This window comes from Noviherbaspirillum sp. ST9, assembly GCF_048799745.1.
Classification (GTDB): domain Bacteria; phylum Pseudomonadota; class Gammaproteobacteria; order Burkholderiales; family Burkholderiaceae_D; genus Noviherbaspirillum.
The window spans coordinates 52,980-74,845 of record NZ_JBLWFR010000011.1 but is presented as its reverse complement, the minus strand read 5'-3'; the positions used below and the strand labels follow the sequence as shown (position 1 = coordinate 74,845).

The window sequence follows — 21,866 nt, the reverse complement described above, 5'->3', positions numbered from 1 at the left end:
AACGCGCGCGGCCACGCATGCGGTGTTGCCTCGCAGGTACATGGATTAGACGGCGCGGTTCTGCATTGGTGCCGTGCGCCGGTGAAGGGACTAACCGGCGACGGTGGAGCGGGAAGTGTCCAGTGGAGGTTGTGCGGCGATCGCATCCCGTATTCCTTGCCGCAAGGCATCGATGGATGCGCTCGTTCCGAGCTTATCGGAGAATCGCGTCAGGTCGGTGAAGGCGGTGACTTTAAGGAGCTTTGCCGCCGCGCGGATACCTTGCACGATGGCCGGGGAGTACCGGCTTCCCGCACCGAGGAGGATGAAGAAGGGCAGGTTCGCAGTGCGCGGGTTCTCCCGCACAAAGCGAAGCAGGTCGAAGACCCTGCCATTGTCGAAGTGCACGCCGCAGGTCACGAGGCGGACATCATTCTTGAGCTGGGCACAAGCTTCAGCGTACGAGTGGCAGAACACCGCGTTGAATTCCTCGCCAAGAATGCCCTTTGACATTGCAACATCTTCCGGCCGGACCGCAAGGAGCAGCTGGGGCCGGGGATCTTCCTGTCCCTGGCGGGCGGCCTGGAAGTCGGAATCGTAGGCAAGGTAAAGGCCCATGGCGGGCTCCTTTAATCTGGATCAAAAGGTGGCGGAGAGTGTACGGCAGAAAAATTAGATAGCGTGCTCTAAATTCGCAGTGCGATCGACCCCCTCTGGCGCAGACAGTTCCCTTGGAGAACAACATGCAGGAACAGGCACGGGTGCGGAACCAGTTGACCGTTCGACCAATCGGTTGAAAGAACGAACAAGGGAAGAATTTCCGATGAGCATGACGCACAAGCCGAAACTGCAGGTCTATCTGGATCTCGATGGCGTGTTCGCTGACTTCGACGCGCGCGTGAAGCGCCTGACCGGCAAGCACCCAAACGAGCTGGACCGCAACCGCCTGTGGAAGATGGTCAATTCCGACAAGCGCTTTTTTGCGGAGCTTGAATTGATTGAAGGCTGCATGGTGCTGTGGGAGGCGACACGTGACCTGGAGCCGATCTTCCTCACCGGGGCGCCATCGTCAAAGGTATTTCAGGAACAAAAGCGCGAATGGGTCGCCCGCATCTTCGGCCCGGAATTCATTGTGCATGTGGTGCCGAGGAAACTGAAGGCCGACTACAGCGGTCCCCACAGGGTCCTGATCGACGACACGCCGGACAACATCTCTGCATGGGTAGCGCGCGGCGGGCACGGCATTCTGCACGAGGGCAATCATGCGTCGACCGTCAAGGCGCTGCGGGAACTGCAGGCGCTGTATTCGGCCAGCGATTAAGCGTGCATTGAAGCGGCGCAAGACGTGCGCACATGGCGGCGCCTATAAATAGTGTTTGTGCCCGCAGCACGCAGAAAGGACACGCGATGGATACCGCCCCGAATTTCGAATTGATCAAGGATGCCTATGCCATCATCGATGGCATTCCCGAAACCGCCATCGACCTCGACAGTCTGGTGAGCCGCCGCGGCGAAACGCTGGAGTTCGGCACAGTCTGCTCCCCGGCCGGATGGCTTGCACAGCATCCGAAATTCATGGCGCTAGGACTGTCGCTTGACGAGGACGACAGCAGGCTCGTCCTGTCGGGCGAGCCGCCGGTGGCTGAGTCAACGACCGCAGTCCTGGCACATACCTTCGGCCTGGAACCGGGCGACGCCGAACACCTCTTCAGCGGCAGGAATACGTATACGCTCGGCGACGATTCCGGCCTCAGCGACAAGCGCCTCTGGTTGCGCGAGGTGCGCGAGTTCCTGAAGCAGCACGGCCAGCTGGATGCAGAATTCGAAGAGCACCTCGAGACCCGCGGACCCTTCGCCGAGCCGGCGAACCCTTCCGAGATCCGCGCCATCTGATCCGCTGTTTTCCTTTCCGCAGTGCATACCCGTGCCGGTACGCCTGCGGAAGATTTCCGCAGCTTCCCTGATCCGAATCGCCTCAATGCTGAAACGGCTTGAACTTGCCCAACGCCGCGAGGACAAAGTAGCAAGACGGACAGCTGCCGCACAGCGGCTTGCCGAGCCGCGTTGCGGCGCGATACCCGGGGAAACCATCATGGCCTTTCTGAATATCTTCTTCATGCTCATGACTTTCGATCTCGCCTGGCAGGCGTGGAAGGTCGGCATGCGGCAAATGGGGAAACTCCTCGCCGCGTGCGCGGTCCTGGGCTTCGGCGGCGCAATCTTTACCGATTCGCCCCTCATCCTGATTCCGCTGCTGGGTGTCCTCGTCCTGGGCGGCACCGCCAATTACCAGATGCGCAAATACCGCGTCGGCCGCTACAAGGACCTCCGTTGAGGCGCGGCCGGGGATGAAAAGGACGCCCATCTACAGCAGGTCCGCGCGCAAGCAGCGCAGCGGCGCGGCATCACACCCGTCACCCGGCGGGCAGGCGCAGCCGCAGGAAGCTGCGCCCGCGCCGCCGCCGCCGCGACCTCCGCGGTTTGTCCGCACACGTGCCTTCATTGCGCGCCGCGAACGAATGCTGCTGATGGTCGTTCCGGTGCTGATGTGCGTGCTGATGTTCCTCGCGTACTTGTCGCTTGTGCCCGGCGAGCGCCGCTTTACCCAGCACGACATTGATGCCGCTGTGTTGCATACGCTTGAGAACAACGTGCTTCCGTCGCAGGAGTCGAAGGCCTACGCCCGCATCCGTCCCTCCGTCGTGCGCGTGGTGCAGGAGGGCGAGCAGTCAGGGCCGCACAAGGGAATGCGCGGCGTGGGAACGGGCGTGGTGATCATCGACAAGGGCGTCATCCTGACCAATCTCCACGTTGTCGGAACGGACGACAAGATCCGGCTCAAGGTCCATTTCGCCAACGGTCATGTGGCGGACGCGATCGTCCTGCGCCGCCAGCCTGAGAACGACCTGGCAGTCATCCAGGCGCTGAGCGTTCCGGACGACCTCGTGCCCGCGACCCTGCGTTCGACCCAGGGCTTGGCGGTGGGCGACAAGGTGGTTGCCGTCGGCTTCCCGTTCAATATCGGTCCCTCCGCTTCATCCGGAATCATTTCCGGCCTCAAGCGCACGTACATGTCGCCGCGTGACAACGAAGTGCTGCGCAACCTGATCCAGTTCGACGCCGCCGCCAATCCGGGTAATTCCGGCGGGCCGCTGATCACCATGAGCGGGGAGGTGGTTGGCATTGTCACGGCCATCCTCAGCCCGCATGAGCAGGGGAGTTTTGTCGGCATCGGCTTTGCGGTGCCGATCGAGATCGCGGCGGCAGCGGCCGGCGACTCCCCCTTCTGAAACCCTTTACAGGACATGCATGGATACCAACGAGAACAGCCGGCCCGACGTTTCGCTCCAGATGGAGCGCGTCCTTTATGAAGTGAAGCGGGTGGTGGTCGGACAGGACCACTTCCTGGAACGCGTGCTGGTGGCCATCCTTGCAGGCGGGCACCTTCTGGTCGAGGGCGTCCCCGGGCTGGCGAAGACGCTGACCGTCAAGACACTGGCAAAGACGATCCGGGGCAGCTTCCACCGCATCCAGTTCACGCCCGACCTGGTGCCGGCCGATCTTGTCGGCACCCGCATCTACAACCAGAAGACCGGCGAATTCAGTACTTCCCTCGGCCCGGTCTTTTCGAACCTGCTGCTGGCGGATGAAATCAACCGCGCGCCAGCCAAAGTGCAGAGTGCGCTGCTGGAAGTCATGCAGGAACGCCAGGTCACCATTGCCGGGACGACGCATCTTGTTCCCGAACCCTTCCTGGTGATGGCGACGCAGAATCCGATCGAGACGGAAGGCACTTATCCCCTGCCGGAAGCGCAGGTCGACCGCTTCATGATGAAAGTGCTGGTCGACTATCCCACCGAAGAGGAGGAATTCGTCATCGTCAATCGCGTCACCAGCCATGACCAGGAGGTGGCTTCCGTGACGACGACGGAGGAGCTTGCCCGACTGCAGCGGCAGTGCCGGGACTGCTACATCGACCCGTCGCTGGTCCGCTACGCGGTGCGCCTTGTCGCGGCCACGCGCGATCCTGACCGTTGCAACGTGCCGCACCTGAAACATTACATCTCCTGTGGTGCCAGTCCGCGCGCCTCGATCCATCTGGTCGAAGGGGCGAGGGCGCTGGCCCTGCTGCGCGGACGCAACCACGTGCGTCCCGAGGACGTCGTCGATCTCGTGCCCGACGTACTGCGGCACCGGCTATCGCTGTCGTATGAAGCGTTGGCCGACAATGTCACGCCGGACCAGATCGTGCACCGCATCCTGAAACACCTGCCACCCCCGGAAAGAGTGCTGGAAAACCATGTCAAAGTCGACGCCAACGCCTGAAGCCATCCTCAACCGTCTCGAACTGACGGTGCTGCGCCGTCTCGACGGATTGCTGCACGGCGATTACCGGACGCTATTTCGCGGGCTCGGCGTCGATCTTGCCGACCTGCGCGAATATCAATACCAGGACGACGTGCGGCATATCGACTGGAACGTCACCGCACGCCTGCAGACGCCCTACGTGAAGGAGTACTACGAGGAACGGGAACTGACCGCGTGGTTCCTGCTCGACCTGAGTCCGTCGGAGGATTTCGGCTCTCAGTCTGTGACCAAGCGCCGGCAGGCGGTGGAGCTGACCGCCATTCTGGCCAGCATGTTGAACCGCCACGGCAACCGTTTCGGCGCCTTGTTCTATGGCACCAGCGTGGACACCGTTCTTCCGGCCAGGACCGGAAAGATGCAGTTGCTGCAGTTGATTCATCGCATGGCGCATCGTCCCCGGCCCGGGCCGGGGACCGCTTCGACGCGGCTCTACGACCTCCTGCAAACCGCTGCGCATGTGATGCATCGGCGATCGCTGGTATTTGTCGTGTCCGATTTCATTACCCAGCCTGGCTGGGAAAAGCCCCTCGCCATGCTTGCGCAACGTCACGACGTCGTTGCGATCCGCCTGTACGATCCATTGGAAATGGAATTGCCTGATCTCGGGCTGCTGACGATCCAGGATGCGGAAACCGCGGAACAACTGCTGGTCGACACGCACGACAAGGCCTTCCGCAGCCGCTTTGCCGCGGCCGTGACGAAGCGCGAGGACGACCTGCATGATGCCTTCGCTTACGCTGGTGTGGACGTGCTGGAAATATCCACCGAGGACGATATCGTGGACGCGCTGTTCAGGTTCTCCGAGTTGCGCCGAAACAGCGGGCGCCTCGCCGCGGGGGCGACTGCGGGCAGGGGGATGTAATGACTTTCATCTGGCCGGAATTGCTGTGGCTGCTGCTGATCTTGCCTGCCCTCGTGCTGGCGTACTGGTTCATGCTGCGCCGGCGCAAGAAGGTCGCCATCCAGTACGCGGGCCTGGCCACGGTGCGCGATGCCATGCGCGGTTCGCAGATCCGGCGCCATGTTCCGCCATTGCTGTTGCTGCTGGCGATTGCCCTGATGCTGGTCGCGGTCGCACGCCCGGCCGCGGTGCTGACACTACCCTCCGACCACAAGACCATGATTCTTGCGGTCGATGTATCGGGAAGCATGCGCGCCACGGATGTCGCGCCGAGCCGTTTCTCCGCGGCGCTCACCGCGGTGCGCACCTTTGTCGAGCAGCAGCCGCGCAACACGCGCGTCGGCATTGTGTCCTTTGCCGGCGCCGCCAGCCTCATCCAGCCGCCGACCTCCAATCGGGAAGACCTGCTGGATGCGCTTGGACGCATGCAGTTGCAGCGCGGAACCGCCGTTGGAAGCGGTATCCTCGTTTCGCTGAAAGCCATCTTCCCGGACGTCCGCTTCAATCTCAACAGTTCTGATCCGCGCGAGGTCGAGCCACGTCACGGATCGGCTGCCCGCGCGCTGGGCGCGGATGTTGCGAAGGAGCCGACGGAGGACTTCCGGCCGGTTCCTCCCGGATCCTATGGTTCCGCCGCGATCATTCTCTTGACCGACGGACAGACGACGACCGGGCCGGATCCGGTAGAGGCGTCACGCATGGCAGCAGAGCGCGGCGTTCGCGTGTTCACGATTGGTATCGGCACCGCCGCCGGGGAAGTCCTGACGGGAGACGGCTGGGCAATGCATGTACGTCTGGACGAGGCGCCGCTCAAGGAAATCGCGGAACTGACCAAAGGCCAGTACTTTTACGCCGGCACCGCTACCGACCTCGCCAAGGTCTACAAGACACTCAGCTCCCGTCTGACGCTGGAACGGCGCGAGAGCGAAGTGTCGGCATTGTTTGCAGCCGGCGCGGCATTGCTCGCCGTGCTGTCGGCTGCGCTTTCGATGCTGTGGTTCAACCGGATACTCTGAACGCTACACGCGCACAAGCCGGTGCAGGAATCCACGCTTCGGAAGTTCCGGCCGCGCGCGTTCGACCACGGCGGCCCACTGGTCCGAGAGTTGTTGGCAGGTCGCACGCAGCACCGGCGACAAATCCGGAAAGTCCGCTAGGGCGCGCAAGTGCCGTTCGATGATCGAGCCGAGCTTCAGGCAGGGTCCCGACTCCGAATTGTTCGCGGCATAGTGCGACATCAAGTGCAGTACCGCAGAGACAAGCAATTCGGGCTTCGTGGCAGTGTCCGGCTCTTCAAAGAGGGAAGTTCTTGCATCGCTATGCATGGCAATCCTTTCATCGGGGCATCCGGGCTGGCTGCCGCAATAGCGCGGTTAGCTGGCGTGGTTTTTAAATGAGAATCATTCGCATCTGATTGTTGCCTAAATGGCGACGGTATGCAAGTGGAATTTGCGGCAAGGATGCTCGAATGATCGATCGCCAGAGACGGTGATATTCAAGTAGCGAATGTCGGCTATCCCGGCTTTGAATTGGCGTGGCCGTCCCGAGCTCCGTATGCTGTGCTCCAATGCATGATTGATTTGGAGCACACCATGGAATACGCAGGAATTCTTTCTTTGAGCGCCGCTGTCGCGGCCGTCGGGTTGCGTTGCTATTTCTCCCTGAGGGAGAAAGCGGAGATCACGCAGGAGCGAGGCAATCCCTTGTCACCTCGCGCCCGACGTGTTCAGGAGGCTGCAATCGTTCGCCGACTCTTGCGTTATCACCGCGGTTTGTCCCACGCCTGACGGCTGCAGGCGGGGCGCAAGGTTTTATGCGTCGTCTTTGCGCCAGCGATTGAATGGGGCGAGATCGACCCCTGGCGGCGCGTACCAGGAACGCCGATCGGCATTCCAGCGCGCCCCCAGCTTCTTGGCCGCATCCTTTTCAGCAAACGGGACGGCGAGGAGGGTAGAACCCGCCGGCATCCCTGAGGAGGGCCGGGCGGCTTTCTTGGGACTGGGACGTTCAGGGGCGGTTGGTGACCTTGCCCCATCGTTCGGTAACCAGGCTGCCTCGCCCATGGGCATGATGCGTTCCTGTTGGCTTCCGTCAATACCGGTTTCAACCACGCGCAGACCTTGTTCGGTCTTTTCGATAAAAAAATAGGGCGGGTCAAAGGGTGGGGCGTCCATCATGGCTGTTCCGGCGGTAAGGGGATCGGCATTATCGCAGGGTTGCCGTGTTCCGGCTTCACCCAATTGGTCAGCAAACGTCTTGTCATGCCGACCATCGGATGCAGAAAGTCGGTTGCCATGGCGCAACTATCATGAGCGGCCGGTCCTGCGCGTTTGAGTTCCGGTCTGCCCCGGGCTATAATGCCGGTTGCATGTATGCAATGAAATAGTCGCCGAAAGGGGCCCGGGATCACCGGCGCCGCCACGACAAGTGTTCATGCGGACGGCGGCGTGCACGACACCTCCCCCTGCATTTTTCGATCCTGATTGCGCCCGCATATGACGCGAGTATTGCCGCGTACAAATTTCCATAGTTCAAAACTCATTCGTTGTCTCGCTGATCTCGCTTTGGCGGATGCTGGCGATTCGGGGAATGCGTTTGCGGAACAACTGGGACAGTGGGTGCATTTTGCCGATGCCATCACACTTTCAGCAGTGCACAGCGAGGGCTTGCCGCGCGTGCCGACAGCGCGGGCGGAAGTGCAGGCGGCAGCGCGCACAGCCGTCGCCGACGAAGCGGAGCGGATTCAGGCTTTCCTTGTCAATTCGGTTCGACGCAGCTTTTCGCCAAAGCTGGGCCGGACACATATCCAGTTGCCCATCCCGGAGCTCGCGTTGCCGATGAACGTTGGGACCGCATACGCGCCGTACCGCCGGTTTTACGAGTCGCATCAGCGCGACATGGAGCTGAGCATCCAGCCCCTGCGCACCAATGTCAGGGAAGCGCTGGCGAAGGCTTCGCCAAGGCTCAGGAAACTCGCCGAGCTGGATGTGACCCTGGAGAAGATCCTGCGCGACCGCGAGGGAAAGCTGCTTGCGCGGGTGCCGCTGCTGCTCCGAAAGCGTTTCGAACAATTATTCAAGGAACATCAGCAAAAGCTCGCCGATTCCGCGCAGGCGGATAACCCCGCCGCATGGGCGCAAGCGGGCGGCTGGCTGGCCCGTTTTTGCGACGACATGCAAATGCTGCTGCTGGCTGAAGTGGAACTTCGCCTGCAGCCGACGCTTGGTCTCATTGAAGCATTCAAACAAGACACGCAATGAATAAACATCTATTTTCAGGCGCTTTCGTTCTCGGAGCGCTCGGCATCATTTGGGTCGGCGCCGGATTCTTCGGTTCCAGTTACCTGGCGCTGCTGATGACGGCCGTGATCGGCGGCGTCTATGCCTATGGCGCCCTCGAATTGCGCCAGTTCCGGCAGGCGACCTCCACGCTGAGCACCGCGCTAGGCGCGATTCCCGAGAACCTGGCAAGCCTTGATGACTGGCTGGCCGGCCTGCATCCTTCGCTGCAGAATCCAGTGCGCTTGCGCATCGAGGGCGAACGCGCCGCCTTGCCTGGCCCCGCACTGACACCCTATCTGGTCGGCCTGCTGGTCATGCTGGGCATGCTCGGCACCTTCCTGGGCATGGTCGTTACCCTCAAAGGCGCGGTCTTCGCACTGGAAAAGACGACCGACCTCCAGGCGATCCGCTCCGCGCTCGCGGTACCGGTGTCAGGTTTGGGGCTGGCGTTCGGCACGTCGGTAGCCGGCGTTGCCGCATCCGCGATGCTGGGCCTGATGTCGGCGCTCAGCCGCCGCGAAAGATTGCAGGCATCGCAATTGCTGGATTCCAGAATTGCCACGGTATTGCGCAGTTTCTCCCTCACGCACCAGCGCCAGGAAACCTTCAAGGCGCTGCAATTGCAATCCCAGGCCTTGCCGCAGGTCGTCGACAAGCTGCAGGCGATGATGGCGCAGATGGAAGGCATGAGCCAGCAATTGAACCAGCGCCTGCTCAGCAACCAGGAAAGCTTCCACAGCAGTGTCAAAGGCGTCTATACCGAGCTGGCTTCTGCGGTCGACAAGTCCTTGCGCGAGACCCTGAGCCAAAGCGCGCATGCAGCAGGGGAAAGCATCAAGCCCGTGGTTGAACTTGCAATGAGCGAGATCGCGCGCAATGCCAACGTGTTGCACGAGCGCACGGCCGAAACGGTAAAGATGCAGCTCGACGGACTCTCATCGCGCTTCGGCGACGCCACCGCAGCCGTGACCGATACCTGGACGGCATCCTTGAAGAGCCACGAGCAGGCAAACACGGGCATCGTCGCGGAGGTAAGCCGTTCTCTGGCCGCCTTCAACGAGACCTTCGAGCAACGCACGGCCGCCCTGGTGGCAAACGTCGGCGAGGCCTACACCCGCCTGCAGGCCGATCAAGCAGAGCAAGACCAGCAGCGCCAGCAGGCGTGGACGCAATCGCTGGAGGCATTGGCAGCGGGCCTGACACGCGAGTTGCAGCAGTCTGGAGCGCAAACGCTGTTGCAGCAGCAGGAAATCTGCACGACCTTGACCCGGGCCGTGCAAGACATCACCCAGCAGGCGCAGGACAGTGCCGGCAACGCGCTCGCCGAGACGACGCGCCTGGTAACCGGCGCGGAAGAACTGATGCGTTCCCGCATCGCCGCCGAAGCGCAGTGGATCGAACAGCATCGCGAGCGCATGGATCAACTCGCGAATACCCTGCGAACCGAACTTGGCGCCCTCAGGGACGACCAGGCAGAACGCGACAGGCAGCGCCAGGAGGTTTGGGCAGCGTCGCTGGAATCCATGGCGACAACGCTCACCCGCGAGCTGCAACAGTCGGGCGTGCAGACACTTTCGCAGCAGAAGGAAATCTGCGACACCTTGGTCCGGACCGTGCAGGATGTGACGGGACAGATGCAGACAGGCGCCCGCGAAACACTGGCCGAAACGACGCGCCTGGTGACCAGCGCGGAAGAATTGGTGCGTTCCCGCATCGCCTCCGAAGCGAACTGGATCGAGCAGCATCGCGACCGCATGGATCAGCTGGCCAGCCTGTTGCGCTCGGAACTCGGCGCGCTCAAGGAGGAGGAAGCGGCGCGCGGCAATGCGGCGGTCGAAAGGCTGGGCCAGTTGCAGGCTGCACTGGCAACGCACCTGACGACGCTGGGCACCGCGCTGGAAGAACCGATCACGCGCCTCATCGAAACCGCGTCGGAAGCACCGCGCGCCGCGGCGGAAGTGATCGGACAGCTGCGCCAGGAAATTTCGAACAGCGTCGCGCGCGACAACGCCCTGCTGGAAGAACGCAGCCGCATCATGGAAACGCTCAATTCGCTGCTCGAGGCGATCAACCACGCGTCCGCCGAACAGCGTTCCGTGATTGATGCGCTGGTGGCTTCCTCTGCAACAGCGCTCAATACGACGGCGGAGGCATTCTCGGAGAACGTGGCCGCCGAAGCCGGCAAGTTGACCGACATCGCAGCGCAAGTCACCAGCAGCGCGGTCGATGTGGCGAGCCTGAGCGAAGCCTTCGGTTTTGCCGTGAATGCGTTCAATGATGCCAACGAAAAGCTGATCGCCAACCTGGAACGCATCGAAGGCGCGATGGACAAGACCATGTCGCGAAGCGACGAACAGCTCGCTTATTACGTGGCCCAGGCACGCGAGATCATCGACCTGAGCATGTCCTCGCAAAAGGAAGTCCTCGAAGAGTTGCGCCAGCTGCCGGCAAAGCAGGCTGCATTTGCTGAAGAGGCCAGGTGATGGTGGACACCGAATCGGGCGTTGAAAATACCGCACCGGTCTGGGCCGTCTTTGGCGACCTGATGTCCAGCCTGCTGGGCGCTTTCGTGCTGCTGCTGGTGGGTGTCGTGGCCGTGCAGATGGAGTTGACGTCCAGCTTGCAGGACGAGGTGAAGAAGCGCCAGCTCGAAGAACAGCGCCGCATGAGCCTGGAGAAGGCGCTGGCCATTCCGCTTGCCTCGGGGCGGATCACGTTGAACAACGGGCGCATCGGCATCAGCGGCCAGGTGCTGTTCGCGCTTAATTCGGACGAATTGCAGCCGGAAGGGCGGCAACTGCTGACGAGCCTGGTCGTTCCCCTGAAGGCTTACCTTGCGTCGCGCGACGAACTGCTGATGGTGAGTGGTTTTACCGACGACCGGCCCATCCGCGGCGGCCCTTTCACCGATAACTGGGAACTGTCGGCACAGCGCGCGTTGACCGTGACCCGCACCCTGATCGAGGAGGGGATGCCGTCGTCGATGGTATTTGCGGCCGCCTTCGGCTCCGAACAGCCGGTAAAGCCGAATACCGACGACGCCGCACGCGCACAAAACCGCCGCGTGGAAATGGCGCCGGTGCCGAAGTCCTCCAACGCAAAACCTGCTTCGTGATGAACGCCCCGGATCACATGGAAATCGAAGGGGGCGCGATGGACGCGGCTCCGGATTTCATGACGCAGATCGCCTCGCTGCGTGCGGCTGGCGGCGAACGCTTCGATCCCGTGCGCCTGCATTACCTGGATGTGCTGGCCAGGCGTTCAATGGCGCACGAAGGTAGCGTTAAACGCATGCTTGACGCCAAGCTCGAGAAGGCGCTGGCCGCATTCCAGGAACGTTTTCACGCGGCGCAATCCCCTGCACGGGAAGCGCTTGACCACAGTGTCCAGCAATACCCGGATGCGGCCAGGGAACTGCAGCAACTTTTCGCCGCAGGCGATTTCAATGCCTTGCAGCGATGCATTGCCGACCTGAAGAGCCGCGAGCAATGCGCTTCGCTGGGGGCTCTGGTGCGCCGGCTCGACCAGCATTCTTCGGAAAGCACGGATGCGCGGCCGGCGGCACAGTCCGGTTCGCGCACCGAACTGAAGGCCATCCGCAATTTCAGGAATACGTGGGCAAAACTGAGCGTGGACAAGCAGGTTGCCCAGGCGCTCCAGCAGGCGCCCAAGAATGCCGGTCCGATCAACTCCCACATGCTGGTACTGCGCTCGCTGACGCTGATGCGCGACATCTCACCGGATTATCTCGGTCGCTTCATGACTTACGCGGACACCTTGCTGTCCCTCGATCGGTGCGAGATGGAAAAGCCGGCTCCCCCCAAGAAACAGCCGACCGCGAAGTCGTCGAAAAAATAGCTGCCTTTCAAGTGGCGCCAGCAACAGTTTCTCCGCCACATCCTTCCATGTGATCCGCCCACGAGCCGCGCGCAGCCTCGCGCGTTGACGGGTTTCAATGCTCCGAATCAATCGGAACTCGCGTCAAATTTTAGCTTCTTACTAACCCATTGCGATATTTGTATCGCCCCTGAAACGTCGAAGGACGCAAGGCGCGTGGTTGGCGGCGCGCACATCGACTCTTCAAACAACCGAAGGAGAATGGAAGATGGCAAACCAAACCAGAGACAACACCGGCATGCTGACAGGTCTGTTCAACGACAGGGACAGCGCAGAACGTGCCTATCAGAGCCTGGCGACTCGCGGCTATACGAAGGACGACATCAATGTCGTCATGTCGGATGAAGCCAGGAAGAAGCATTTCGCCTCCGGAACAGCGGAAACCGAGCTGGGCAGCAAGGCAGCCGAAGGCGCGGGTGTCGGCGGTGCCATTGGCGGCACGCTCGGCGCCGTGCTTGCAGCGGCGACCGCTACCGGAACCAGTCTGGCACTGCCTGGACTCGGCCTGGTCATCGCCGGACCGCTTGCTGCTGCTGCAGCGGGGGCGGGCGCAGGCGCCGCCACGGGTGGCCTGCTCGGCGCGCTGGTCGGCTGGGGCATCCCGGAAGAGCGCGTGAAACACTATGAAAGCGGCCTGAAGCAGGGCGGCATCCTGATGGGCGTGCGCCCGCGTTCCGACGAAGACGCCACATGGCTGGAGCAGGATTGGCGCAAGCACAACGGGCAGCACATCTATCGCCCGGGAAGCACGATGACGTCCTCGTCCTCGTCCTATGACGACGAAGGCGGCGCGCGCAGCGTGGTCGGGGTCTACGACGAGTATTCGGACGCCCAGGCCGCCGTGCAAGCCCTGGTGGCGGACGGTTTCCAGCGCACCAATATCCAGTTGAGCGATGAGAGCAGTACGACGGACACCACCACGGCAACCACGACGAAGAAGGAATCGGGCGGTGGCATCGGTGGATTCTTCCGTTCGCTGTTCGGTTCGGAACAGAACCCCTATCACGACACCTACGCGGAGTCCGCGCGGCGCGGCAGCTACGTACTAACCGTGCATGCGCGTGACGATGACGAAGCCGATCGCGCTTCCGACATCATGAACCGCTTCGACCCGGTGGACGTGGACGAGCGCGCCAGCTACTGGAAGCAGCAGGGTTGGTCCGGCTACGACGCGAAAGCGCCGCGCTACACCGACGACCAGATCCGGACCGAACGCAGCGCCTGGCAGTCCGCTCGCAGCGGCAGTGCCACGACCGACGAGACGCGCATCCCGGTCGTCGAAGAGCAGCTGAAGGTCGGCAAGCGCGAAGTGCAGCGGGGTGGCGTACGGGTGTTCCGCCGCCTGACCGAAAAGCCGGTCCATGAACAGGTGCAGCTGCGCGAAGAGCGCGTTCGTGTCGAACGCCATGCGGTCGACAAACCGGCGACGGAAGCCGACATGGCGGCGTTCAAGGAAGGCTCTGTCGAGCTGCGCGAAACCGCGGAAGAGGCGGTGGTTTCCAAGTCGGCCCGTGTGGTCGAGGAAGTCGTCGTTGGCAAGGAAGTCACGCAGCGCACCGAGCAGGTCAACGACTCTGTCCGCAGGACCGAGGTGGAGGTCGAACAGCTCGGGGCAACGGGCACGACGACCGACGACACCGACTTCCGTCGTCACTGGCAGACCACCTACGGCACCTCGGGTGGACGTTACGAGGACTATGACGCGGCTTACCGCTATGGTTCCACCATGGCAGGCAGCGACCAGTACAAGAACTACCAGTGGAACGATGTTGAACCGCGGTTGCGGAACGACTGGGAATCCAGCCACCCCGGAAGTACCTGGGATAAGGTGAAGGATGCCGTCCGCTACGGCGCTGAACGCGTAACAGGTCATCGTCGTCATTAAGAAGCAAGGAAGAACAGGCCGCATGTGCAACGCATGCGGCCTTTTCCTTTGAAAGGAGGATGAACATGAATACCAAGCTCAGCGTGATCGCCGCATCCCTCGCATTTGCACTGTCCGGGGGCGTCCAGGCGCAGCAATCTTCCGGCGCCTCGGGCGCATCGTCGCAAAAATCCGGGCAGCAGTCGCAGAAGGACAGTATCGAACAGCAGCACCAGGCTGCCATGGAGAAGTGCAACGGCATGAAGGAAAACGCCAAGGACATTTGCAAGGCCGAGGCGGACGGACAGAAGAAAGTCGCCGAGGCGCAGGCAAAACTGACCGAACGCGACACGCCGAAGAACCGGCTGGAAGTGGAAGAGGCCAAGGCCGAGGCGCAGTACAAGGTCGCCAAGGAGAAATGCGACGACCAGGTCGGCGATGCCAAGAACGCCTGCCAGAAGGAAGCCAAGGCCACGCGTGACATGGCGATGGCACAGGCGAAGAAGCAGTCCCAGACGCAAACCTCGTCTGGCGGCAGCAGTTCCGGCGGATCGTCGGCATCGGGACAGTCGCAGCCGTCGTCGGCCGCAAGCAGCGGGGGGGCTGCGGGACAGCAGCCACAGAGCAGCGGAGGTTCGTCGTCGGGCCAGATGCAGTCCTCCGGCGGCAGCGGAACGGCCGGTAGCAGCGCCTCGGGTGCATCGTCCTCCAGCCAGGCACCCGTATGGAGCAGCGGATCGTCAGGTCAGCCGTCTTCCGGAGCTTCCGGCGGCGCGACGATGCAACAACAACCGCAGCAGCCCCAGCAGCCTCGTTAAGGCGCTTCAGCCGGTTGCAAGACCGGCCGCGCGTTGCAACAGGAGTTCACGTTCCCGCGCATTGCGGGCCATCGCGGCTGCCCGTTCAAACTCTTCGCGTGCCTCTTGCGTCCGGCCGAGTTTGGCAAGCAGGTCGCCGCGCACGCTTGGCAGCCATTGATAGTTGCGCAGCGACTTTTCATCGCGCAGCGTATCGACGATGTCGAGTCCGGCGGCCGGCCCGAATGCCATGCTGACGGCGACAGCGCGATTCAACTCCACTACCGGGGACGGCATCGCGCGCGCGAGGGCGCCGTACAGTTCCGCAATACGCATCCAGTCGGTTTCGGCGGCACTTGGCGCCTGCGCATGGCAGGCGGCGATGGCGGCTTGCAGCAGGTAGGCGCCGGGCTCCTGCACGACAGCGAGGCCGCGGTCCAGTGCCGCGAGTCCGCGTCGGATCAGCAGGCGGTCCCAGCGTCCGCGGTCCTGGTCCGCCAGCAGGACCGGCCTGCCGGAGTCGTCGACCCGTGCCTTCGCGCGCGAGGCCTGGATTTCCATCAGCGCCGCCAGCCCATGGACTTCCGGCTCGCCGGGTGCAAGTTCGCCAAGCATGCGGCCCAGCCGCAGGGCTTCGTCAATGAGCGCGGGACGCATCCAGTCATCGCCGGCGGTGGCCGTATAGCCTTCATTGAAGACCAGATAGACGACCTCCAGGACCGATGCCAGCCGCTCTGCCAGGGCATCGCCGTGCGGCACTTCGAAAGGCACGCGGGCGTCCCGCAGCGTCCGTTTGGCGCGCACGATCCGCTGGGCGATGGTGGGCTCGGGGACGAGGAAGGCACGCGCGATTTCGTCCGTCGTCAGGCCGCCCAGCAGCTTGAGCGTCAGCGCCACACGGGCTTCGGTCGACAGCACCGGATGGCAGGCGGTAAAGATCAGGCGCAGCAGGTCATCGCCGATATCGTCCGACCTTGCCGCGTCCAGTTCATCCACGAAATCGGGCACGATCAGGGCCTCCTGTGCGTCGAGGTCATGGCCCAGCTGTTCGAGCTTGCTCGCGGCCAGCTTCTGGTGGCGCAGCCGGTCGAGCGCGCGGTTTTTTGCCGTGGCCATCAGCCAGGCGCCGGGATTGTCCGGCACACCGCCTGATGGCCAGTGCTCGAGCGCGGCGACCAGCGCATCCTGGGCGAGCTCTTCCGCCAGGCCGATATCCCGCACCAAACGAGCGACGCCGGCGACGATCTTCGCCGACTCGATGCGCCATACGGCGTCGATCGCCTTGTGGGTGGGGGATGCCATCAGGACTGTGCCGGCGGCTCGCCAACCATGTAGACCAGTTCCCAGATATGGCCATCCGGATCCTCGAATCCGTGCTGAACCATGAAGCCGTGGTCTTGCGGTGCGCGTGGCGCCTTGCCGCCTGCGGCGACCGCCTTTGCAACCAGGCCTTCCAGTTCGGCGCGGCTGTCGCAGGACAGGCAGACCAGTACTTCGGTGACCGCGTTCGCGTCGGCAACCGGCTTGTGGGTGAAACCCTGGAAGAAGGGCTCGGTCAGCAGCATCACATAGATGGTGTCCGAGACAACCATGCACGCCGCCTTCGCGTCGGTGTACTGCGGATTGAAGCTGAAGCCGAGCGCGCCGAAAAACGCCTTGCTGCGATCGAGATCCTTGACCGGAAGATTGACGAAGATTTGTTTGCTCATGGTTGCGTCCTCAGTTCCCCGCCGACGCCCAGGTCGCGGAATTGCCGGATTGCGTCACTCTGTTCAAAGTCTTCCAGCGCGTACAACTGCCGCACTTCGATCTCCGCCGTGACGTCCTTGCCATGCGGCGCCGGGAAGCGTCGCGACCATTCGAGCGCTTCCTCGCGCGACCGGACCTGGATGAGGGTGTAGCCGGCAATCAGTTCCTTGCTTTCCGCAAAGGGACCATCAACGACGCTGCGCTTGCCTTCCGTGTAGCGGACACGCCAGCCCTTCGAGGTCGGCTGCAGGCCGTTTGCGTCCAGCAGGACGCCGGCCTTTGCAAGTTGCTCGTGATAGGCCGCCATTTCGGCGAACAGGCTTTCGGGCGGCAGAATGCCTGCTTCGGTATCCGCCGTTGCCTTGACGATGATCATGAATCGCATGTCGGGTATCTCCTGTTGAGAGAGCCAGCCGGAGTGCAATATGCACATTGTGCCGGCCCCTGACCAGACGACGATCGGGCGACGGCGGAATCGACAGATGTATCGAAAAAATCCTAGCTGACGTAACAGGGAGCGAGGCTGCGCACTTCGACCGTGCACCATTCGGCGGCGGGGCAGCGCGCGGCGATCGCCACCGCTTCCTCGCGCGTGGCGCAGTTGAGCAGGAAAAAGCCGCCGATCATTTCCTTGGCTTCGGCAAACGGACCGTCGAGGACAACCGCCTGGCCGCCGCGTACCTTTACGCGGGCTGCCGTCGACTGGGAGGCGAGCGATTCCACGCCCAGCAGCAGGCCTTGTTCCTTCAGTTCCCCCGCGAACCGCAGCATGCGGTCATACACGGCCCGGCCTTCAGCCTCGGTACGTTCCTGCCTCTGGCCGGTTGGCTCGACGATGAGAAGCATGTAGGTCATGGCGTTTTCCGGTTGTTAAGAAAACCTGATTGTAACCACGCTTCGGGTGGGACGAGGCCAGGATCAATGCAAGGTATGGTAGGCCTTGCGGATCAGGGTGAGGGTGACGGGGAGGGCATCGTGGCACCGCAAATCGGCCGGCTGGTTGACGCGCGGGACGTAACCCCAGCGCGACGACTTCAGCATCCGCACATACTTGCGGTCCAGATCGCCGGCCTGCTCCAGTGTCTTCAACGCTTCCTTTTCGATCTCGTGCACGAGCCGCCAGGTGAGCGGCCGGCCCTCTGTCCGGTGGCGTTCGACGATGGCATCGACAGCGAGTGCGAGTCGCGCTTCCGCGGCATGCAGTTTGTGTACTTCGAAGAATTTCATGGTGCTCACCTGCGACATTACTGTATAGGTGTACAGTATAAATCGGAAAAGCGAGCCGGATTATGAGGACGAGCAAAAAGTCCGTGCAGCGCGACAGGAACTTTGCCGAAGGGAAAGTATTTTTGTCCTTTTCGCCATCAATTACGGATGTTTTCGTTAACTCAATGCAAACTTGCAGAAGGGAAATGCTCCGGCGATGCCTGCCAGCGCCAATACCATTCTTCAAGTCCCTCGGCGGGCACGGGCGGACAGAGGAAGTAACCTTGCATCTGATGGCAGTCCTTGCTGCGCAGCGCTTCCAGCTCGTGCTCCGACTCGATGCCTTCGGCGATGACGTTCACGCCGAGCGCCTTGCCAATGGCGATGATTGCTTCGGTGATCGTCATGCTGGCGGTATCCGACACAAGGCTGCGGACAAAGGCCTGGTCGATCTTGATGGCATCGAGCGGCAACTGCAGGCAGTTGAGGTTGGAGTACCCTTTACCGAAGTCGTCGAGCGCGATTCGCACACCCAGCTCCTTGAGCGCGCGGGCGGAGGCCATTGCCTCATCCTTGTTCTTGAGCATCGCTGTTTCGGTGACTTCGAGCTGGAGTTGCGCCGGGTCGACTTCGTGCTGCGCAAGGGCGCGAACGGTCGTGTCGTAGAGGCCACCTTGCTTCAGCTGCAGGGGCGAGACGTTGATGGACAAAATCCAGGGCGGCAGCCCACGCTCCCGCCATTGGCGGATCTGGCGGCACGCCTCCTGCACGATCCATGCGCCCAGTTCGTCGATCATGCCTGCCGACTCCGCCACCGGGATGAAGCGGTTGGGGGCGAGGTCTTTCGCCGGCCAGCGCAGCAGTGCCTCGACGCCGGCAAGTGTACCGCTGGCAATGTCGATCACCGGCTGGTAGTGAAGCCGGAACTCGGATTGCGCAAGTCCCGCACGCAGCTCCGATTCGAGCAAGTGCATGCGCGCGGCCTGCTCGTTGAGCTCATTGGTGAAGTACTGGTAGTTGTTGCGGCCCTTCTCCTTCGCGTGGTACATCGCCACGTCGGCATTCAGGATCAGCTGTTCCATATCCGCGCCGTCGTCCTGGAACAGCGCGATGCCGATGCTGGGACTGGAATGCAGTTCCAGTCCGTCGACGAGGTAGGGGCGGCCCAGCGTCTCGATCACGTGACGCGCCGCCTGCGCGGCATCCTGGCTGTTATCGACGTGCGAAAGGACTGCCAGGAACTCGTCCCCGCCCAGCCTGCCGACGACGTCTTCCGCGCGCACGCAGGATTTCAGGCGCCGCGCGATCTCCTTGAGCACGGCATCGCCGACCTTGTGGCCGTAGGTGTCGTTGATGGGCTTGAACCGGTCCATGTCGATGAACAGCACGGCGACGCGCTTGCCGTGCCGCCGCGCAAAGGAAAACAGCCGATCGGCCAACTCCAGCGTGAGCTTTCGATTGGGTAAACCGGTCAGGGCATCCTGTTGGGCGGAGGTCACTGCCTCCTGCCGCAGACGGACGATGTCGAGATGGGTCTTGACCCGCGCCAGCAATTCACGCGGGCTGAATGGCTTGACAAGGTAGTCGTCGGCACCGGCACTCAGGCCCTCGATTCGCGATTCTTCACCCGCCCGGGCGGAAATCATGATCACCGGTGTCGCGTGGGTGCGCTCCTCCATCCGCAGCGCGCGCAGCAGGCCGAAGCCGTCGAGATTCGGCATCATGACGTCGGTCAGCACGAGGTCGGGCGGGTTGCGGCGTGCCGCCGCCAGTGCCTGCATACCATCCGCAGCCGCCTCGACGGTCCAATGCGGCGCAAGCAGACGACTGACATAGTCGCGCATGTCGGCATTGTCATCGGCCAGCAGGATGCGCGCGGGCAGGGCGGTGCCGGGCGGATGCCCGATCGCATCGACGCTCTCGGGAGCGTCCGTATTGGGGAGCCAACGGCGCGCTTCTTCAACGAAGGCGCGCACGTCGTTTGCCGTCGATGTTGCGGGCGGACGGGCATCGACCTGATCTGGCGGGAGGTGCGCCGTGCCGGCGGGAACAAAGATCGAGAAGGTCGTCCCTTGGTCGAGGACGCTGTCGACATCGATCTTCCCGCCGTGCAGCCTGACCAGTTCCAGGGTGAGCGCCAGGCCGATCCCGCTGCCTTCGAAGGTGCGGCTGCGGCTGTTTGGCACCCGATGGAAACGCTCGAACAGCCGGGGCAGGTGTTCCGACGGCACGCCCACGCCGGTATCCGACACCGTCAGCAGCGCGCCTTCATCCTGCCATCGCAGGCGAACCTCGATCCTGCCGGCGAAGGTGAACTTGAAGGCGTTGGAGATGAGGTTGAGGACGATTTTTTCCCACATGTCCGCATCGACATGGATAGGTTGCGGCAGCGTCTCGCAGTCCACGATGTATTCGAGACCGGCCTTTTCGACCACCGAACGAAACATGGAAGCGAGGTCGCCGGTGTACTGCGCAAGGTCGGTTGCGCGGAAGGCAGCCTGCGCGCGGCCGGCTTCTATCCGTGAAAAGTCGAGCATGGAATTGACCAGCTTCAGCAGGCGTAATGCATTGCGGTGCGCGATGTCGACGCGATGCCAGTCTGTCCTTGCCAGCACGCCGGACGGGGTATGGAGCAATTCGTCGAGCGGGGCGAGCATGAGCGTCAGGGGCGTGCGGAACTCGTGGCTGATGTTGGAGAAGAATGCCGTCTTGGCCCGGTCGATGGCGGCCAATGCCTCCGCGCGCTTGCGCTCTTCGTCGTAGGCGCGCGCATTGGCGAGCGCGGCCGAGATGGCGTCGGCAAGCATGTCGTAGAACGTGCGGTACTGTGTATCGAGCGCGCGCCGTGTGCTGATGCCGGCAACGGCAATCGCCAGCGGGATGTCGACGCCCGGAACCTTGAGGGGAAGCAGCATGGCTTCCCGGATGGGCTCGGGATAGGGGCCGCAGTAGAGCCTGCCAACGGCGGGATCTAGTGTTTCCACATGCAGGTTCTTGCTGAACCTGAGGGCTTCCGCCAGCGGCCAGGGCGCGCTGGCGTGCTCGTCGAGTGCAATGCGTTCCGGACTTGCTGCAGCCCCGCGCGGCAGTCCGATCGCTTCAGCAAGACTTGCCTCCTTGCCGTCTCCGTCAATCGTGTAGATCAGGAAAAATGGAAGATCGAGCGCATGGTTGGACAAGGCCGTGGCGAGACTTTCGATGGCCTGGTTGACGGAGTGCGCGTTCGCCGTCCTGTCGGCGACCGCGCGCAAGACGGTCAGCCGGCGTTCCGCCACGATCTGCTGCGTCAGTTCGGTCACCGGGTGGAACAGGCCGCCGACCTTGCCGCTTTCGTCTTGGATCGGGCTGAAGGAAAAAGTGAAATACGTTTCCTCGAGATAGCCGTTGCGATCGAGGAAGATGCACCAGTTTTCAACGAAGGCTGTTTGTCCGGCCGCGGCCTGGTCGAAGGCGCCGCCGATGGCAGGGCGGGACGTCGGCCAGCACTCCCAGAAATCCTGTCCCATCGACATCGGGTGCTTGCTCCCGGTGATCGGCCAGTACCCATCGTTATAGAGCTGGACACGATGCGGTCCCCAAACGATGGCAATGGGAAAATTGGATGAAAGGCAGAGGCTGACCGTGGTGCGCAGGCTTTGCGGCCAGGATTCGCGCGGGCCAAGCGGGGAGTCGGACCAGTCCATGGACCGGATCAGTTTTCCCATTTCTCCGCCGTCAACAAGCCACTCGTTATTCGTGTCCGGTTTGAAATGCGCGGGCTCGGAATGCTTGTTCATGTCTGTTCCGCTGCTCAGCTTTTGCCGGGTGAGGACGACAGTTGGAGT

Annotated in this window: 22 protein-coding genes; 13 read left to right on the top strand and 9 right to left on the bottom strand. The window is 62.5% G+C overall.

The genetic code is table 11. The annotated features are described in order from the left end of the window. Positions 1-90: 90 nt before the first annotated feature. Complete coding sequence (locus tag ACNOHI_RS22475; RefSeq protein WP_420476950.1) at positions 91-597, bottom strand: hypothetical protein; 507 nt, start codon at positions 595-597, stop codon at positions 91-93. A 205-nt stretch (positions 598-802) separates the two neighbouring features. On the opposite strand from ACNOHI_RS22475, the gene ACNOHI_RS22470 reads away from it, so the two are divergent. From ACNOHI_RS22470 to ACNOHI_RS22440, 7 genes are all read left to right on the top strand, one after another. After that, positions 803-1,300 carry a hypothetical protein gene (locus ACNOHI_RS22470; protein ID WP_420476949.1) on the top strand — a complete coding sequence of 166 codons (498 nt, stop codon included), beginning with the start codon at positions 803-805 and terminating at the stop codon, positions 1,298-1,300. An 86-nt stretch (positions 1,301-1,386) separates the two neighbouring features. Continuing rightward, positions 1,387-1,872, top strand: coding sequence for a hypothetical protein (locus ACNOHI_RS22465; protein WP_420476948.1), 486 nt, complete (start codon positions 1,387-1,389; stop codon positions 1,870-1,872). A gap of 199 nt (positions 1,873-2,071) precedes the next feature. Further along, positions 2,072-2,314: a hypothetical protein gene (locus ACNOHI_RS22460; RefSeq protein WP_420476947.1), complete on the top strand. Its 243-nt coding sequence runs from the start codon at positions 2,072-2,074 to the stop codon at positions 2,312-2,314. 13 nt (positions 2,315-2,327) lie between these two features. After that, entirely contained in the window at positions 2,328-3,269 is a 942-nt protein-coding gene (locus ACNOHI_RS22455; protein WP_420476946.1) for a S1C family serine protease, read from the top strand. 19 nt (positions 3,270-3,288) lie between these two features. Further along, complete coding sequence (locus tag ACNOHI_RS22450; protein ID WP_420476945.1) at positions 3,289-4,305, top strand: AAA family ATPase; 1,017 nt, start codon at positions 3,289-3,291, stop codon at positions 4,303-4,305. Then, a complete protein-coding gene (locus ACNOHI_RS22445) occupies positions 4,280-5,209 on the top strand; it encodes a DUF58 domain-containing protein (protein WP_420476944.1) in 930 nt (309 codons plus the stop codon). The genes ACNOHI_RS22450 and ACNOHI_RS22445 overlap by 26 nt, the downstream gene beginning before the upstream one ends. Beyond that, a complete protein-coding gene (locus ACNOHI_RS22440; protein ID WP_420476943.1) occupies positions 5,209-6,264 on the top strand; it encodes a VWA domain-containing protein in 1,056 nt (351 codons plus the stop codon). Before ACNOHI_RS22445 ends, ACNOHI_RS22440 begins: the two co-directional genes overlap by 1 nt. Before the next feature lie 3 nt (positions 6,265-6,267). On the opposite strand, the gene ACNOHI_RS22435 is transcribed toward ACNOHI_RS22440, so the two are convergent. Together ACNOHI_RS22435 and ACNOHI_RS22430 are read right to left on the bottom strand one after the other, a co-directional pair. Then, positions 6,268-6,573, bottom strand: coding sequence for a hypothetical protein (locus tag ACNOHI_RS22435; protein WP_420476942.1), 306 nt, complete (start codon positions 6,571-6,573; stop codon positions 6,268-6,270). A gap of 486 nt (positions 6,574-7,059) precedes the next feature. Continuing rightward, positions 7,060-7,425 carry a DUF5710 domain-containing protein gene (locus ACNOHI_RS22430; RefSeq protein WP_420476941.1) on the bottom strand — a complete coding sequence of 122 codons (366 nt, stop codon included), beginning with the start codon at positions 7,423-7,425 and terminating at the stop codon, positions 7,060-7,062. A gap of 306 nt (positions 7,426-7,731) precedes the next feature. On the opposite strand from ACNOHI_RS22430, the gene ACNOHI_RS22425 reads away from it, so the two are divergent. From ACNOHI_RS22425 to ACNOHI_RS22400, 6 genes are all read left to right on the top strand, one after another. Further along, positions 7,732-8,508: a DUF3348 domain-containing protein gene (locus ACNOHI_RS22425; RefSeq protein ID WP_420476940.1), complete on the top strand. Its 777-nt coding sequence runs from the start codon at positions 7,732-7,734 to the stop codon at positions 8,506-8,508. Next, a complete protein-coding gene (locus ACNOHI_RS22420) occupies positions 8,505-11,012 on the top strand; it encodes a DUF802 domain-containing protein (protein WP_420476939.1) in 2,508 nt (835 codons plus the stop codon). The genes ACNOHI_RS22425 and ACNOHI_RS22420 overlap by 4 nt, the downstream gene beginning before the upstream one ends. Further along, positions 11,012-11,644: an OmpA family protein gene (locus tag ACNOHI_RS22415; RefSeq protein WP_420476938.1), complete on the top strand. Its 633-nt coding sequence runs from the start codon at positions 11,012-11,014 to the stop codon at positions 11,642-11,644. The genes ACNOHI_RS22420 and ACNOHI_RS22415 overlap by 1 nt, the downstream gene beginning before the upstream one ends. A gap of 17 nt (positions 11,645-11,661) precedes the next feature. Further along, positions 11,662-12,387: a DUF2894 domain-containing protein gene (locus tag ACNOHI_RS22410; protein ID WP_420476937.1), complete on the top strand. Its 726-nt coding sequence runs from the start codon at positions 11,662-11,664 to the stop codon at positions 12,385-12,387. Between the two features lie 247 nt (positions 12,388-12,634). Continuing rightward, the gene (locus tag ACNOHI_RS22405) at positions 12,635-14,311 is read left to right on the top strand and encodes a YsnF/AvaK domain-containing protein (RefSeq protein ID WP_420476936.1); all 1,677 of its coding nucleotides are present in this window, start codon (positions 12,635-12,637) and stop codon (positions 14,309-14,311) included. A 65-nt stretch (positions 14,312-14,376) separates the two neighbouring features. Continuing rightward, positions 14,377-15,108, top strand: coding sequence for a hypothetical protein (locus ACNOHI_RS22400; protein WP_420476935.1), 732 nt, complete (start codon positions 14,377-14,379; stop codon positions 15,106-15,108). A 6-nt stretch (positions 15,109-15,114) separates the two neighbouring features. Here ACNOHI_RS22400 and ACNOHI_RS22395 read toward each other — a convergent pair whose 3' ends face one another. From ACNOHI_RS22395 to ACNOHI_RS22370, 6 genes are all read right to left on the bottom strand, one after another. After that, entirely contained in the window at positions 15,115-16,389 is a 1,275-nt protein-coding gene (locus ACNOHI_RS22395; RefSeq protein WP_420476934.1) for an RNA polymerase sigma factor, read from the bottom strand. Next, positions 16,389-16,796 carry a VOC family protein gene (locus ACNOHI_RS22390; RefSeq protein ID WP_420476933.1) on the bottom strand — a complete coding sequence of 136 codons (408 nt, stop codon included), beginning with the start codon at positions 16,794-16,796 and terminating at the stop codon, positions 16,389-16,391. Before ACNOHI_RS22390 ends, ACNOHI_RS22395 begins: the two co-directional genes overlap by 1 nt. Continuing rightward, positions 16,793-17,221 carry a YciI family protein gene (locus ACNOHI_RS22385; protein ID WP_420476932.1) on the bottom strand — a complete coding sequence of 143 codons (429 nt, stop codon included), beginning with the start codon at positions 17,219-17,221 and terminating at the stop codon, positions 16,793-16,795. The genes ACNOHI_RS22390 and ACNOHI_RS22385 overlap by 4 nt, the downstream gene beginning before the upstream one ends. 113 nt (positions 17,222-17,334) lie before the next feature. Beyond that, positions 17,335-17,691, bottom strand: a complete 357-nt coding sequence (locus ACNOHI_RS22380) for a YciI family protein (RefSeq protein ID WP_420476931.1) — start codon at positions 17,689-17,691, stop codon at positions 17,335-17,337. A gap of 63 nt (positions 17,692-17,754) precedes the next feature. Then, a complete protein-coding gene (locus ACNOHI_RS22375; RefSeq protein ID WP_420476930.1) occupies positions 17,755-18,063 on the bottom strand; it encodes a DUF2471 family protein in 309 nt (102 codons plus the stop codon). A gap of 161 nt (positions 18,064-18,224) precedes the next feature. After that, positions 18,225-21,818 (bottom strand): EAL domain-containing protein, encoded by a 3,594-nt coding sequence (locus ACNOHI_RS22370; protein WP_420476929.1) that lies wholly within the window; start codon positions 21,816-21,818, stop codon positions 18,225-18,227. Between the last annotated feature and the right edge of the window lie 48 nt (positions 21,819-21,866).